This window comes from Fluoribacter dumoffii NY 23, assembly GCF_000236165.1.
In the GTDB taxonomy this organism is placed as follows: Bacteria; Pseudomonadota; Gammaproteobacteria; order Legionellales; family Legionellaceae; genus Legionella; species Legionella dumoffii.
Window position 1 is genome coordinate 935119 of record NZ_CM001373.1, and the last position, 15937, is coordinate 951055.

The window sequence follows — 15937 nt, forward strand, 5'->3', positions numbered from 1 at the left end:
ATGGTGCGTGTAAAAATTTACCAAGAACTTATTTTTATAATTCTTTATGAAGCCATTGATTAAGTGAAGCGACCAAATCATGTTGAGGAAACAATTTAAAAGAGGAAATTTTTAGATAATTTTTGAGATTATTGCAGATTGTTGCCATAACCTCATTTTGAGAATCTAAATTGTTTCAATGAAGCATCTACAATACTTTCAGTACTTGTTTGCTCTATAAATTTTTGTCGCAAAAATGACGCATCACTTCCCTGATGAATAATTTGATTTATATGATCAAATGCCTCTATACCGTTTAATTGTCCTGCGTGTGATTGGATTAAACGTAAAGTAGTAAGTATATCTTCCCGTAGAGATATGGGTTTATATGTTTTAGGGTTGATAATGGTTCCTTCCAAACCAAATCGACACGCTTGAAATCGATTATAGTTGTATACGAGATAATCATCCTCAGCAGGGAAAGGTTCGTGCCCTTCAAGTAGATACGCACACAATGATTGCAAATAGGAAGCTAAAGCTGCGGCTCTATTGACAGTTAGAGGAGTATCGCAAACACGTAATTCAATTGTTCCGAACTCAGGTTTTGGGCGAATATCCCAATAAAAGTCCTTCATACTATGTACTATTCCAGTTTGCTCCATTTTGGCGAAATAATGATTAAACTCTTCCCAATCTAATACAAAGGGGGCACGGCCACTTAAAGGAAATGCAAAAACTGAATTAAGCCGTGCGGAGTTGAACAAGGTATCCTTTCCTTGTACAAATGGAGAGGAGGCAGATAGGGCAATGAAATGTGGAATATAGCGATTCAAGCTATGCAATAGAAAAAGAGCCTCTTTGCCTGAAGTACAACCAATATGGATATGTAAACCAAAAATAGTGAATTGTTTGGAGAGGTATCCATAAAGTTGAGATACCTCCAGAAATCGTAATTTATTATATATTTTTCGCTCAGACCATAATTGGAATGGATGTGTTCCTCCACCACATATTCCAATATTCAACTTATCTCCAGCCCGTATTAAGGCATCGCGAATAGCCAATAATTGGTTTAAAAGATCCTCGTAATTACTATGAATATGGGTTGAAACTTCTATCATGCTTTCTGTAATTTCAGGTGTAAAAGCGCCTGGGAATGGTTGGCGTTTTAATAATTCCAACAGATCGGGGCTGGAATCGGTTAAATCATAGTCACTAAGGCTTACTAATTGCAATTCAAGCTCAACACCCATGGTCAAAAGCTTGGAACTATTGAATACCTCCAATGGCATATTATTACCTCTCCTTCGTTGTAGGAATTTCCTTTGCGAAATAAAATGAATATTGCACCATAAGGGGACCTATGATTTCTAAACTAAATGCAACCATTGCAAGAGGGGCTAGTGTCTCAACCAGATTGAGCCCGATATATCTGGATTGTTCCAATATTAAAATGACGAACACAGAGATGGGTGCCATCGCAACTCCTGTAAGCAGCCCCTTTTTCAGGGAGATCCCGCTGAAATAGGCAAATAGGCTAATGCCGCCCATTTTTGCCACTTGGCGAACAAGAATAATAGCTAATCCCAGAACCCATCCATGTTTTACCAGTTCCCAATCAATTTTGGCTGCAATAAATACAAATAATAAAACCGTTAATAAATCACCCAGTGTACCAAAACCACGTTGAGATGAGTTAAATACGATACGACCATGCCGGGATACAATCCCAAAGGTTAAAGTTGCCAGTACTGGGGAAAGTTTAAAATAATGGGTAATTGCTACTAATAGAATTATCGCAATTGAAAAAGCAAGTGTGTTGTCACTATAAGTACTTTTAAAGGTTTTGAGAAGAGTAGGTAGAACCACTCCAAATAGCATGCCTAAGCCAGTAGAGAGTAATAAAACGATTAAGCTGCCCGAAATCGCTTGCCATAAATCTCCAGAGTTTCTAAAAATGACTAAACCAATAATAACTTTAAAAAGAAATACCGCAAAAATACAATTCAATACTGATAAGTGTAAGATACGCTCTGTTACTTGCCCAGAACTATGCTGCTCATGAATCATGCGGATTATAGTGGCCGGAGAGGTAGCGGTAGACAAGGCTGCTAGCAAGAGACTTGTAGATTGATTTAAACCATAATAGATTGCGACGAGATAAATGAACACAAAAGTTAATGTTGCTTCCGCAAAGCTGGTGACAAGAATCCATAAGTTATTGAAAAACCAACGTAAATTTATCCGATATCCCGATTCGAATAAAATCAGGCCGAAACCAATGTTTGCTAAAAATAAAATGGAGGGGTTTTCAATTTTTGGTAATAATCCAATTTGTGTTGGTGCAAGCATAAAGCCAATCATTGCATAAACACTGATATGGGGAAGTTTCGCCCAACGAAATCCAATTTCGCCAAATATCCAGGCAATAACCAAGGCAATTGGCCATGCAAGATCAGTTATAATTGTCCAAAAAGGGGGCATGCTTAATCCCTATGTCAAAACAATGATAATAAGAAGTTACCCTGCAAAATAGCTCTTTTTCGTAATTGAGTCATATTGGATGATCGACTCCCATTAATAATAGTAGAATTGACAGATAAATCATATCATAGATAACCCCATGGTATCCGTTATATCTCATCACAATAACTTCAGACAGCAACAATAATTGCATAAAAAAATCCACTGCTTGCGGACCAAGGAAAAAATATTTTAAATACTCCTAATTTGCAGGGATAAGAAATCTTTATTGGATAATCCTTACATATGCAAATAGATGAGACTATAATTTAAATGCAAAATAAGGAATTGTGAATTATCACAAATATCTTGAATCAAATTATAGGAGTTAACCATGGAAGAGCGTTTAGAAAGATCAAAATCGGAAAAATCCACGGTTATTTTTTCCTCTGAAGTTACCGCCTCAGTGGCGTGTCAGAAACTGACACAAGCAGGAGCCGAGGACAAAGCGGATAAGCAATTATGGCTTTTGCGCGAAAGTTCTGTACCTGGATTGCTGACAATTAGTTATTATGGTAAGGAAAAATACACCCATATGAGAATTGGATTTGTCAATGGGGAATGGAGATTTGGCCCCAAGGATTATCATGCTGCCCAAGAATTTTCAAAACGTGCTGAAGCAGCATTTAGCAAAGCTCTTCCTGATAAAAGTTATGACAGCTTAATCAGCTTATTAAATGAGCATGGGTTTTCCTTGAATAACCAGTTAATTCCTAAAGCACATGAAGCTTCCAGAAACGAGTATTTAACTGCTTATAATGAAGATGCTTTTTCACAATCAAGCACTGCGGAACGCTACAATAGTGAGTTATAAGTAAATAATTTTTGCTGAGGAAGTCAATTTCTAGCTTGGTTCTATCAATAGTGTGTGGACTTTTCTTAAAATAACTGTTTTATATGGAGCAAAGTCCTACTCACTATGGTGTATCACCCAATTTTTTTTAAATTCAATAAATTGAATTTTTTGTTTTTCATCCAATAGTGCATATATGTGATGTTGCATTATTATTTTATTTTTAAGCATAGAACCTCTAATTATGTTTACTTTTTCTATCAGTGAATCAAGCATTTTTTGATCCAGGATGTCAGCTTGAGTTAGAGCACTCATTTCACTGCCTAATAATCTGAGTTGGGCGTAGTTATCTTTGAACGAAGCATCAGTTTGCTCTTTATAGGCTCTAATTTTGGCTTTTTGATTTGCTGAGAGATTCAGTTCTTGAGCAAGCCTGTCGAATTGATGTTGAAGCTTACATTGATTTATGTCACCTACACAAGCAGAGCTTGGCTGGACCAGAATTACCGCTAAGATGAGGGTTGGTAGCAAGAGAATTTTATTGTTCATTGATTTTTTCCTATAAGTTTTTTCCTGGAAATGAAGCAGGTTAGTCAACGAGAAGACTGTCTATTTTGATTTTTCTATCTTTAGTTAAATTAAAAATTATTGCCTCATGACAAAGGCTTTGCAGATTATCAATTAATTTTTGCGTGTATCCATCAATTTTATTCTTAGAGATACTAAGAATAACTTTTTTAAATTCAGGGATGTTAAATTCATTTTCGTTATTAAAACAATTTAATATAAGTGCAAGATTCTCCGCGTTGGAATACTCATTATTTAAATAAGACTGGGATGAAACTTGCATCATTTTATTGAGATATTGTTCCGCATCACTTTTAATCATTGAAAATGAGACGGGTAGAGTTGAGGCTAATTCTTTTTGGCGGGCAGCAAGCAATTTTGTGCGTGATGCTTGAAGTTTTTGTCCTGAATCCAGCCAAGACGAATCATTCAATTCTCCTTCATCAACACCAAGAAATTTAAGCATGCCCAAAACATTTTCATGTAAAGGAATTGAGTTTTGTGAACGAAAAGCACTTTGTAACCCATAATGGTTAAAAGAGTGAGGCTGTATTTCATTAATAAATCTGTTTGTATCCACCACATATCCATTAAATAAAGCATTTGATATTTGTATGGGTCCAGTTGTGCATACAACAATTGATTTAAGATACAGATCATGTTCCTTTTTCATTAAATAAGTTAAAAACTTCTCATCATCAGTTTCTAAAGTACGCTTAATCACGGAGTATTCTTGACTAAAAAAAAGATACTTGATGAAATTCAGCTGAGCCTGTTGCTCTTTTCTCAATCGTTTTATCACTTCCTGATGAGTTTCTTGCGGGCTCATTTTATTAAAGTTTAAAAATTTATTTTTATCCGTCATTACTTCACCAATGTAAGTTCTGATCCTTAATGAAGAACTAGGAGTATTAGGTGGGATGATTTCCTTGGATTTGGCTATATAAAGAGATTCGGAACGATTCTTCATAAACTTCAAAAGATAACGATTAATGAAGCTGTCCTGGTTTAGTTCTTTTTCAGTGCGTTCGATAAAGTCAGTATCATAATGAGACAATCTTGCAATCAGCCCATTTTGTACCCGATCAATAGCATTTTTTGCAGCGATTGCATCTATTACCGCGACAAAGTCGTTATTTGCAAGGATAAATTCCTTTTTCCCCAATTTTAAACTGCCAATATTGAGTAATATAGGTGTTTCAGTTGGAATGAATTCAGGCAGTTGGGAGGTATCTACGGGAAAATCAAAATCGGTATAAGTGCCTTTTTTAAAAACAGGAGAAAGCCATCTTAAAATGTCACTGGCCACAGCCAGATTGCCTCCTGTATTTAAATGAGATATTTCATCTTTATAGAAATTAAATAATATTTTTTCATTCTCTGAGTGAAGTGAGTCTTGAATGAAATTTGCATTTATAGGGACAATATTATGCTCTCGGCAGAACTCATGAAGGGCAGTTATTGAGGATTGCGTGAGCAAGGTAGATTCATAAACCAAATGAATGATATCGTTTGGATTTCTTTCACGCATTTCAATAAGACGGATTTGATTTTCCAAGTTCATGAATATACTTGGATTATTACTTAACCAGATTTTTACATGCAATTTTGGATTATATTGATACATTTTTTTTTCTTTATTATTAGTTTCAATAAAATTACCGAATATAAAAACCGGTTCTAATTTTTTCACGACTAAAACAAAGCCGTTATAAAAAGCTTAGCACAATATAAAAAAAATGATTTGATACGCAATTTGATTGATGATTTTCATGTAATATGGTATAAATGTCGCGCTTTAAATACACACACGCCTCGGCACATACGATAGGGTCCCTAAAGGGTTTCGTATGGGAAGCGTGGAGGAATAACCCTGGAGATGAAAATGAATAATATAAGTATGCGTGAATTGCTCGAAGCAGGTGCACATTTTGGACACAGAACTCGCTTTTGGAATCCTGAAATGGGCGAATATATATTTGGCTCTCGTAACAAAATCCATATTATAAATCTTGAAAAAACAATGGTGATGCTTAACGATGTGGTTAATTATGTTGGTAGATTAGCATCTAATAAAGCAAAAATTCTATTTGTAGGTACTAAAAGAGCAGCACAAGACAGTATTCGTGAACATGCGAAACGTTGTGGCATGCCTTACGTTGATCATCGTTGGTTAGGCGGTATGTTAACCAACTATAAAACAGTACGTCAGTCAATTTTCCGTTTAAAAGAATTAAAGGAAATGAAGGAAAAAGGACTGTTTAACGGGATGATTAAGAAAGAAGCATTAATGCTGACCCGCGAACTTGAAAAATTGGAAAAAGGTTTGGGCGGTATTGAGAACATGGGCGGTTTACCTGATGCTCTGTTTGTTGTCGATGTTGGTTTTGAACACATCGCTGTTGAAGAAGCTCATCGTTTGAAAATTCCCGTTATCGGTGTTGTTGATACTAACAACAGCCCAAGAAACATTGATTACATTATTCCTGGTAATGATGACTCTATGAGAGCAGTTGATATCTATGTACGTTGTATTGCTGATGCAATTTTAGATGCTAAAGGCAGTAACACTGTAGGCGTGGGTTCATCTGATGCTGAATTTGTTGAAGTAGTTGAACAAACTGGCGATGCAGAAAAAGCTGGGGAATAATTAAACTTTAAAATATAGGGGGCCGGGTGCTTAACACCTCAATTTGCCCCCTTTTTGTTATACGGAGAAATGAAATGACAATTAGTGCGAGTTTAGTCATGCAGTTACGTGAACGTACCGGTGCTGGCATGATGGAGTGTAAAAAATTTCTAATAGCAACCAATGGTGATATCGAAGCTGCCATTATTGAAATGCGAAAAGCAGGTCAAGCAAAAGCAGATAAAAAGGCGGATCGTGTTGCTGCTGAGGGTGTTGTGGTAATTGCTCGTTCAGCTGATGGACGCAGTGCCGTTATGCTTGAAATTAATAGTGAAACAGACTTTGTTGCTCGTGATGAAAACTTCACAGAATTTGCTAACAAAGTTGCTGAAGCTGCACTAAACAGCTCTGTTACAACTGTTGATGGATTGTCTGCAACTACGCTTCCTTCAGGAAACACAGTAGAACAGGCTCGTCAGGAATTAGTAGCCAAAATCGGCGAGAACATCAAATTAAGACGCCTGGAGCGTATGCATACTGATGCAGGAGTTATTGGATATTATTTACATGGATCACGAATCGGTGTAATGGTTGCCCTTAAAACAAACGATGAAGAATTGGCTAAAGACATTGCAATGCATATTGCAGCAAGCAAGCCAATCGTAGTAAGCAAAGATCAAGTATCTGCGGACGCAATTGAAAACGAGCGTGAGATTTTTACAGCTCAAGCAAAAGAAAGTGGTAAACCACAAGAAATTATCGATAAGATGATTGAAGGTCGAATCAACAAGTTCATTGATGAAGTGAGTTTATTGGGTCAACCTTTTGTTAAAAATCCCGATGTTAAAGTTGGTCAACTGTTAAAAGAAAAAAATACCGAAGTACTTTCTTTTGTACGTTATGAAGTTGGTGAAGGGATAGAGAAAAAAGAAGATAACTTTGTTGAAGAAGTGATGGCTCAGGTTCGTACATGATGAATGAAAGTCACCCAACATTAAAATATAAGCGTATTTTACTAAAATATAGTGGCGAAGCCCTTATGGGCAAGTCACAATTCGGTATTGATCCCTCGGTTTTAGACACTTTAGCCAGGGACATTGCCGAATTAATCAAGATGGGCGTTGAAGTCGGTCTTGTATTAGGCGGTGGTAACTTATTCCGTGGAAAAGTACTTTCTCAAGCAGGAGTTGGACGGGTTACTGGTGACCATATGGGGATGCTGGCAACTGTAATGAATGCTTTGGCGGTACGAGACGCGTTAGAGCGAATTGACATGCCTGCGCGTATTATGTCTGCCATACCCATGCTGGGAGTTGTTGACCCTTATCATCGACGTAAGGCTATTACTCATTTACGAACAGGGCATGTAGTAATTTTTGCAGCGGGTACAGGAAATCCATTTTTTACTACGGATACAGCGGCTTGTCTAAGAGCCATTGAAATAGGAGCTGATGTTGTTTTAAAAGCAACTAAAGTTGATGGCGTGTACTCAGAAGATCCTTTTAAAAATCCTAACGCCAAACGATACGATTATTTGACTTATATTGAAGTGTTAACACAAGGATTGGAAGTAATGGACTCTACTGCAATTTGTCTTTGTCAAGATCAAGGGATGCCATTGCAAGTCTTTGATATGACTGCACCCAATGCATTGAAAAGAATTGTATCTGGAGAACGTGTGGGAACTATAGTCGGAGCTAATCATGATAAATGAGATCAAGCAAGATTCAGAAAAGCGAATGAAAAAAACCATTGAAGCATTGCAAAATGATCTGTCTAAGGTTCGCACCGGAAGAGCGAATGCTGGTTTGCTGGATCATGTGCAAGTGGATTATTATGGGACAATTACTCCATTGAATCAGGTTGCCAATATTTCTGCGAGTGATTCACGCACAATTTTGGTTACCCCTTGGGAAAAATCTATGGTAGCTGCTATAGAAAAAGCAATTTTAACTTCAGATTTGGGTTTGAATCCTTCTACAGCTGGTTCTGCAATTCGTGTTCCTATGCCTCCACTGACTGAAGAGCGAAGAAAAGAGCTTATCAAAGTTGTTCGTAATGAAGGTGAACAGGGCAAAGTTTCAATCCGCAATATCAGAAGAGATGCAAACTCTCAATTAAAAGATTTAGTGAAAGATAAAACTATTTCTGAGGATGATGAGCGTAGAGCAACGGAAGTCATTCAAAAGCTAACTGATAAATATATTTCAGAAATAGACTCATTATTGGCTGAAAAAGAAAAAGATTTAATGGAGTTTTAAATCAAATTATTGCTTGAGGGGATTTCCCCTTAAGCAATAATTACCTTACTAAAGGTTAAATCATTCAAAAAGTAGAAAATTTTTTTTGTTAGGTTATTAATGCCACAAAGGCTTTTGCAGCTTTTCTAAATGCTTCTTGAATAATTTGGGGGTCACATGAGATATAAGGTTGCCGTTTTTGGCAAAAATGGAAGTGGTAAAACCCTGCTTAATCACAAAATTGCTCAAAAGAAGGTTGATTCTAAATCAGGTTCCTGTTCAACCTTAAGTGTAGAATTTTTATCTCGACAAATGGATTCAGAAAATACGGTGAATCTATGGGATATTTCTGGCGATCAATTCGAACAACTCCATCAAATATATTACAAGGGAACTGATGTAGGAGTCTTTTGCATTGATTTAACAGAGCAAATTGATGAACAGGATGTTATTAAACGAATTCAAGTATTTCGCAACTTTTCCCCCAAAGCTCCAATTATCTGTGTTGGAACAAAATCAGATTCTCCGCAAGCAAATCTGGATGCATTTCAAAAAATTAAATCACAGAACTTATTTACTGACTTTATTCTTACTTCAGCTAAGAGTGGGGATAATGTAGATGAGCTTTTTTCTCTTATCTGCAAGCATTGTGAAGCCAAACTCATTATTTCATGGAATGAAGCTGTTGCACGATTAAAAAAGGGTATAATGAAATTACCCGAGGCTAAAAGAATCCTGATTGAAAAGGAATTGTCTGAGCTCTCAACATTCATATTGGCTAAACCGGGTGTTTCAAATGTACAACCAAAAGATAAAGCTGACGCTATTGAGAAATTCACAAAAAACTGTGAAATTTATTTAGAAGGTGGATATTCTAACATTTATAAAGCAGCACTTTCAGTTGCTGCCGTAGCCATTGTGCTCACTATCACTGCTTTAATTGGTTTTAGCATTGGTTTCGCCTGCAGCTGGTGGACGGGACCGGGAGCATTTTTTACAGGAATATTGAGTGGTTATACTTCTGCTTTAACTGTAGCTTCCTCAAGTGTAGTAACAGGACTAGTAGCTGGTGGTGTTACCGCATATGGACTATTTAAACTTTCTGAAGAAACGAGGGCATTAAATGAATTTGACGCCGAAGTTTCCTCCTGGAATACCGCAATTATTTTATAGTTCAGAAAATAGAGGAGGACCTCTCATGTTGTATGGATGAGAGTAATCTATGAAATAGCAAATTTTATCTAAAGTAATGCGCTAATTGATACCAATGGGCTTGTTTATAATCTCCAACAAACCCCCATGCATCAACCCAAATAATACGTTTAAAAGCAGATGTTTGATTAATTTTATCCATAAAAAATTCTTTATTTTCATGCTTTGCAGCCAATATCACCATATTCGCGCTTTTTCGTATAGGTATCACTAAAGTGTGAGGGAAGTGCGTTCTAACTAATTGAAAAATGGAATATTGTTCTTTTATATTGGCCAAATTTATTGCCAAAAAACCTTCTTCAGTTAATATTTTTTTACATGATGCAAAAAAATCAGATTGTGCACATTCAGGAGGAAAATGATTTGCATTGTACAAATCAACAATGAGGTGGGAAAATTTCTTTTTACAGGTCTGGATATAATCCTTGGCATTTTCATGGACAACTTCTAAGTTGCTTAAGCGATCTATCATAAAAAACCTTCTCGCAATTTCAATAACTTCTTGGCTATTATCTACTGCAACTAAAGGTACATCCTTGAGCATCCATGCAACTCCTGCACCGCCCAGTCCCAGCATACAACTATCCCCGGAATAATGACGAGCCATTAATGTAAGTGCAGGAAGGTAATATAAAACAGGCTTTTGGGGGTTGCAGCGATTCATTACTGTTTGGAGTGCTTTACTCCCCAATGTGAGCCAACGATAACATAAATTTTGATATACTTTATAACCCGACGGGGAGGTATAAATGCATATTCCATACTTCGTTTTCCACATACTAGCAAGTCTTTTCTAATTGAAAGGGATAAATTGACCCCAGTTTTAAAATTTGGGTTAGCTCATCCAGTGCACAAAAACATTCCTCAAGAAACAACGGATCGGCAAGATCATTTGCGGTCAAGTGGGTACGATAATGCTTTAATATCCATTTTTCCAATGTTTTTAATAATTCCTCATTGATTAATACTCCTTGATGCATTGCATCAAGCTCTTTCTCATTCAAGGGAACGCGCAATCTCAAGCAAGCAGGGCCACCTCCATTTTGCATGCTTTGCTTTAGATCAAGAAAATGTACGGAGTTTATAGGATTAGAAGCATCAGAAAGTATTCTTTCGATACATTCATTAACACGCGAATTGTTTTGACACTCAAAAGGCGCAATGAGCATCATTGAGTCTGATTGAGGTAAACTGATGATTTGTGAATTAAAAAGGTAGGATTCCACCGCATCGGCAACGCTAAGCTCTTTTTGTGAAAGTTGGATAATGGTTAAGGGAAATGATGATTTTTCACTTAGTTCTTTAAGTACTGTGTTTTGCTGGTGAAAGGCTTGTTCATGTACGAGAAAAACAGACTCATTAGCTACAGAAATAACGTCATTATGAAAAACCCCTTGATCAATAGCCAACGGGTTTTGGCAGGCAAATACCACTTTATTATAGGGTAATTGATGCTGGCGAACTATAGCTTCCGATGCTTCTCGAGTCTGTCGCGCCGGATATTTAACTGGAATAGAATTTAGCGGATTTTTTGCCAAAGCTTTTTTTCCATAAACAAACAGATGAATCCCGGGTTGATTATATTTCTGACAGATGCGATTGTGATTTGCAGCGCCTTCATCTCCGGTAATCGTTGAACGCGGCAAAATGGGATGATGCTTAAAATAATCGGGATTAAGGAAAATGCACTCCAATAGTTTTTTTGAAAAATCTGCTTCTTGATGTCTATGGAGATTACTTATGAGATTTGCAGCAGTAAAATGAACTTTGCGGTCAAGAGTATCAATACTTGGAGTAACAGTGGCGGCATTCGCAGCCCACATACTGGAAGCAGAATAGCATGCACTAAGAAGTTCGGGTGCTTTGTTGTAAGCTTGATAAAGTTGCTCAGTGGGCTTACCCTGGAAACCTAATTGATGGAGTAATTCAAGATTAGGGCGTTGATGAGGGGGAAATAATCCCTGTTTTAAGCCCATGGAATGAAGCAAGCGCATTTTTTTCAAACCTTGTAAAGCGGCTGCCTGAGGATTGGAAGCAACCGAGGCATAATTTAGAGACGCAATATTTCCCGGTGCAAGACCAGCATAATTGTGAGTAGGGCCAACCAGACCATCCATGTTTAATTCATAAACTTTCATTTTATTCTTCTGTTTATTGATACATTAATTTAATGTGTTGTCATGTCTCTACTTATCAAGTTCGTTTCGAGCGCCTAAAGAATGATTATTCCCTCTTAAATTACACATGTATCCCTGGTAACATTTTTTCAGGCATTCGTAAGAGAGGCTGCTCCATACTAGCCACGGGATAAGCACAATAATCCGCAGCAAAATAAGCGCTCGGTCTGTGGTTTCCACTTAACCCAACTCCTCCGAAAGGAAGACTGCTGGCTGCACCTGTAGTGGGTCTGTTCCAATTAATAAGGCCAGCTCGGGTATGTTGATAAAATTGGCGATAGTGTTGCTCGTTATCACTAAACAAACCCGCTACCAAACCGTAGCGGGTTTGATTAGCCAATGTGATTGCTTGCTCAAAATCTGAGTAGCGATATATTTGCACTAAAGGAGCGAAAACTTCTTCGTCTGGTGGATTCACAAAGTGAGTCATGTCAATAATCCCAGGTGACAATAAACCTGTATCATCGATAAGTAATTTCATAGACATTAAGGGACTACCACCTGCATCAATAATTTTCTGTTGGCTATGAATGTGTTTAAGGGCTTGCTCATGGCTAATTACTGGCCCCATAAATGGCTCCGGAACTTGATCAAAGGGTCCAATTTTTATTGAAGAGCATAAGTTGATAAAGCGGTTTAGAAATTCATCACCTTGGGAAGAGTCAGGAATAATAATCCGCCTCGCACAAGTGCAACGTTGGCCTGCAGTAATTAATGTAGAAAGCAGGGTGTTATAAACTGCGGCATCCAGATCAATCACCTCATCAATGATTAGAGGATTATTTCCTCCCATTTCAAGCGCCAGGATAACCTCGGGTTTATTACTAAACTGCTGATGAATTCGTAATCCCGTGGCATAACTTCCTGTAAAATAGACACCCTGTATTTCTTGCGAAAGTAAAGCCTTTCCACAGGTCACATCACCTTGTAAACAATTGATTACTCCAGGTGGTAAACCACTCTCATGCCAACACTGCATAACGAATTCAGCTACCGCGGGAGTATGCTCGCTGGGTTTATAAAGGATCGTGTTTCCAGCTAAAAGGGCAGGAATTATATGGCCATTACTTAAATGAGCTGGGAAGTTAAATGCTCCCAGGACAACTACCACTCCGTGAGGTTTAAAACGCAGACAGGCATTTGCCTCAGCCGTCTGGGTAACTTTTGCTTCGGTACGCTCATGATATGCTTGAATGGACAAATTAATTTTTCCAATCACTGCGTTCACTTCTGTATGAGCTTCCCATAAAGGTTTACCCGTTTCCAAAGCAATCAGGTTCGCTAATTCATGACGTTTTTTTTCAATTAGTTGGGCAAATTTTTGGGTGTAATTCGCGCGGCTTTGAAAATCAAGGGTAGACCAGGGAAAAAGAGCGTGTTGTGCCGCATGATATGCCTCTGCAACTTCCTGCTCTGTGGCAGATGTCCCTTGCCAAAATACTGTTCCATATCCAGGATTGATTGACTCCAGAATAGTCCCCTGTCCTTTTACCCATTGACCATTAATATATTGGCCTTTCCCATTGAATATAGAGGTTTTAATCATCAATCTCCCCCGCGTCAAATAATAAAGGAGCGACTCGCAGTTGATTTCCACATTTAACTTGCATGAGTTCGGCAGTTTTTTTACTGATAATGCATGTATTTTTTTCGGTGTTGATCAGCGCACTATTAATAGTTGCTTTAAAATCCAATAACGTATTGGCTAACAGATAATTGGAGCTACTGACTTCATCACTGATATTTTTAATGGTTACAACCCGACTGTGCTCTATAGTTTTAATTTTTAAACGGGGTACCTCCAGTGTCGGACCCGCATCAAAAATATCTATATATTTATTATAACGAAATCCTTCTTTTAACAGGATTTTCATCGCTGCTTCTGTAGAAGGATGAGACTGGCCGATTACAGCCTGGGCTTCAGGTGACAACAATTTAATGTATAAAGGATTTCGGGGCATCAAATCTGCTATAAATTGTTTATCAGTTGCCAGGGTAAGCCGGTCTGCTTCAGCAAAAGACATATGGAAAAAATGTCTCCCTACATTTTCCCAAAATGGGGATATCCCATTTGCATCAGAAATGCCGCGCATTTCTGCAATTACAGTCGAGGCAAAACGTTCCGAATGTTGTGCCATAAATAAAAAACGGGCTTTTGAAAGTAATAAGCCATTTTTATTTTTTCTATAATTGGGATCCAAAAAAAGAGTACAAATTTCACTGCGCCCCTGGTTATCATTTACCAGACTTAGAACCTCATAGTCGCTTCTTATATTTAATGATCGGCAAATTCGAGTGCGTTTTGATATTTTGTAAGAATAAAAAGGGGCTTCATGTCCCGTGCATGATTCAATTCCGGAAACTCCTACTATTTTATTGTTTTTATGATTTTCTAAAACAAACAAATAGTATTCATTATGGGGTTTATTAATATTTTTTTTATATGAATTAGTAGACCAGTGCAGTCGTTTTGCCAAAACTTCTTTATCTTTGGAAAGAGTGGTTATTCCAACACCACTTTCCTCGGCCAAATAATGAATAGCATCCAAATCAGTGTCACGTGCACTACGAAATAGCATCATGTTTTAAATCCTCTAAGCCCCCTTGAGCCAGGTCAAGAAGGAGCAGGGTGCTGAGTATGGCACGTTCAGATAGACTATCAAGTAATATATACTCATCTGTACTGTGTATGTTACCGCCCCTAACTCCGAGTGTGTCCATAACTGGTAAACCATATTGGGCCAAATTATTCCCATCACAACAGCCACCACTATCTTTCCAATCTAATGTTAATCCAAGCTCGTGTCCTATTTGTTGAATACGATAAAACAAGCGTTCTGTACCTGAATTTACACGCTTTACAGGTCTACCAAAAACACCATATATATTTAGAGAGAATCCATCGCGCGTTAATTGACCAATAATTTTATTTATTTCGCTTCGTACCCAATGTTCATCTTCAGGGAGGCTAATGCGAATGTCAAGTTGCGCAACAGCTTTGTCGGGAACTACGTTAAGTGCTTCACCCCCTGCAATTTTGCCCACATTAATAGTGACTCCCTCACGCTTTCCATTGAGCGCATGCACAGCACCTATTGCTTCAGCTAGATAGCAAATTGCATTTCGGCCTTCTGAGAAGGAGCGGCCTGCATGTGCAGCCTTTCCAGTAGCAATAAGTGTTAACTTTCCACTTCCTTTGCGATTTTTTGCCAAGGTGCCTGTGGGGGTCATTGCAGGTTCATAGACCAATGCAGCTTGATATTGCGTCGCTAGCTCATCAAGCAATGAGCTGGATGCCGGGGAGCCAATTTCCTCATCCGCATTGATTAAAACATCCCAACCCAGTTCAGCTGCGCACTTATCTTGTTCAAAAGCAGATAAAGCATGCAACATGACTATAAGTCCCCCCTTCATATCAGCAACTCCGGGTCCATTAATGCAATTCTCATCAATGTATGATAGTTTTTGGAAAGGACTGTCGGCGCTGTAAACGGTATCCATATGTCCGCAGAGTAAAACCCGACGTTTCAAATGAGGTCGCTTTCTAATAAATAGAGCGTTTCCGCAAGTGAGTAATTCCATTTTCCCAGATATATCCATAACAGGTAGTTGCTGAAATGATTTTACTTGAAATGTATCCGCTATCGGGTGATAAACCGTTTGCAAGAGATTAGCCATTTGCGCTAATCCCTCTAAATTGGCTGTTCCTGAATTAATCTCACAAAACTGATGAAGTTGTTTTACCATCAGTTCCTGATTGTTTTTTATTATATTTATCAGCTTATTGGAGAATTTACTCACGGCTTTTAACTTAAAG

Annotated in this window: 15 protein-coding genes; 6 read left to right on the forward strand and 9 right to left on the reverse strand. The window is 37.8% G+C overall.

Annotated features, from left to right (window positions below):
- Positions 1-152 precede the first annotated feature (152 nt).
- Together KYQ_RS04380 and KYQ_RS04385 are read right to left on the reverse strand one after the other, a co-directional pair.
- Positions 153-1271, reverse strand: a complete 1119-nt coding sequence (locus KYQ_RS04380) for a YbdK family carboxylate-amine ligase (RefSeq protein ID WP_019349681.1) — start codon at positions 1269-1271, stop codon at positions 153-155.
- Positions 1272-1275: 4 nt separating this feature from the next.
- Entirely contained in the window at positions 1276-2463 is a 1188-nt protein-coding gene (locus KYQ_RS04385) for a cation:proton antiporter (protein ID WP_010653783.1), read from the reverse strand.
- 373 nt (positions 2464-2836) lie between these two features.
- Between KYQ_RS04385 and KYQ_RS04390 the strand changes: the two genes are divergently transcribed.
- Complete coding sequence (locus KYQ_RS04390; protein WP_010653782.1) at positions 2837-3316, forward strand: hypothetical protein; 480 nt, start codon at positions 2837-2839, stop codon at positions 3314-3316.
- Between the two features lie 96 nt (positions 3317-3412).
- On the opposite strand, the gene KYQ_RS04395 is transcribed toward KYQ_RS04390, so the two are convergent.
- Together KYQ_RS04395 and KYQ_RS04400 are read right to left on the reverse strand one after the other, a co-directional pair.
- The gene (locus KYQ_RS04395) at positions 3413-3844 is read right to left on the reverse strand and encodes a Spy/CpxP family protein refolding chaperone (protein ID WP_019349682.1); all 432 of its coding nucleotides are present in this window, start codon (positions 3842-3844) and stop codon (positions 3413-3415) included.
- Positions 3845-3884: 40 nt separating this feature from the next.
- A complete protein-coding gene (locus KYQ_RS04400) occupies positions 3885-5489 on the reverse strand; it encodes a glycosyltransferase family 88 protein (protein ID WP_035748986.1) in 1605 nt (534 codons plus the stop codon).
- Between the two features lie 258 nt (positions 5490-5747).
- On the opposite strand from KYQ_RS04400, the gene rpsB reads away from it, so the two are divergent.
- From rpsB to KYQ_RS04425, 5 genes are all read left to right on the forward strand, one after another.
- Positions 5748-6512 carry a 30S ribosomal protein S2 gene (gene rpsB / locus KYQ_RS04405; RefSeq protein WP_010653779.1) on the forward strand — a complete coding sequence of 255 codons (765 nt, stop codon included), beginning with the start codon at positions 5748-5750 and terminating at the stop codon, positions 6510-6512.
- 74 nt (positions 6513-6586) lie between these two features.
- Complete coding sequence (gene tsf, locus KYQ_RS04410) at positions 6587-7465, forward strand: translation elongation factor Ts (protein ID WP_010653778.1); 879 nt, start codon at positions 6587-6589, stop codon at positions 7463-7465.
- A complete protein-coding gene (gene pyrH, locus KYQ_RS04415; protein ID WP_010653777.1) occupies positions 7462-8205 on the forward strand; it encodes a UMP kinase in 744 nt (247 codons plus the stop codon). Before tsf ends, pyrH begins: the two co-directional genes overlap by 4 nt.
- Positions 8195-8752: a ribosome recycling factor gene (frr, locus tag KYQ_RS04420; protein ID WP_010653776.1), complete on the forward strand. Its 558-nt coding sequence runs from the start codon at positions 8195-8197 to the stop codon at positions 8750-8752. The genes pyrH and frr overlap by 11 nt, the downstream gene beginning before the upstream one ends.
- Before the next feature lie 156 nt (positions 8753-8908).
- Complete coding sequence (locus KYQ_RS04425) at positions 8909-9904, forward strand: GTP-binding protein (RefSeq protein WP_019349684.1); 996 nt, start codon at positions 8909-8911, stop codon at positions 9902-9904.
- A gap of 64 nt (positions 9905-9968) precedes the next feature.
- On the opposite strand, the gene KYQ_RS04430 is transcribed toward KYQ_RS04425, so the two are convergent.
- From KYQ_RS04430 to KYQ_RS04450, 5 genes are all read right to left on the reverse strand, one after another.
- On the reverse strand, positions 9969-10721 hold the full coding sequence (locus KYQ_RS04430; protein ID WP_019349685.1) for a spermidine synthase: 753 nt from the start codon (positions 10719-10721) through the stop codon (positions 9969-9971).
- Position 10722: 1 nt separating this feature from the next.
- Positions 10723-12081 carry an N-succinylarginine dihydrolase gene (gene astB, locus KYQ_RS04435; RefSeq protein WP_010653773.1) on the reverse strand — a complete coding sequence of 453 codons (1359 nt, stop codon included), beginning with the start codon at positions 12079-12081 and terminating at the stop codon, positions 10723-10725.
- A gap of 100 nt (positions 12082-12181) precedes the next feature.
- On the reverse strand, positions 12182-13666 hold the full coding sequence (gene astD, locus KYQ_RS04440; RefSeq protein WP_019349686.1) for a succinylglutamate-semialdehyde dehydrogenase: 1485 nt from the start codon (positions 13664-13666) through the stop codon (positions 12182-12184).
- Positions 13659-14702, reverse strand: a complete 1044-nt coding sequence (locus tag KYQ_RS04445; RefSeq protein WP_019349687.1) for an arginine N-succinyltransferase — start codon at positions 14700-14702, stop codon at positions 13659-13661. Before KYQ_RS04445 ends, astD begins: the two co-directional genes overlap by 8 nt.
- The gene (locus KYQ_RS04450) at positions 14686-15867 is read right to left on the reverse strand and encodes a hydrolase (protein WP_019349688.1); all 1182 of its coding nucleotides are present in this window, start codon (positions 15865-15867) and stop codon (positions 14686-14688) included. The genes KYQ_RS04445 and KYQ_RS04450 overlap by 17 nt, the downstream gene beginning before the upstream one ends.
- Positions 15868-15937: the final 70 nt, after the last annotated feature.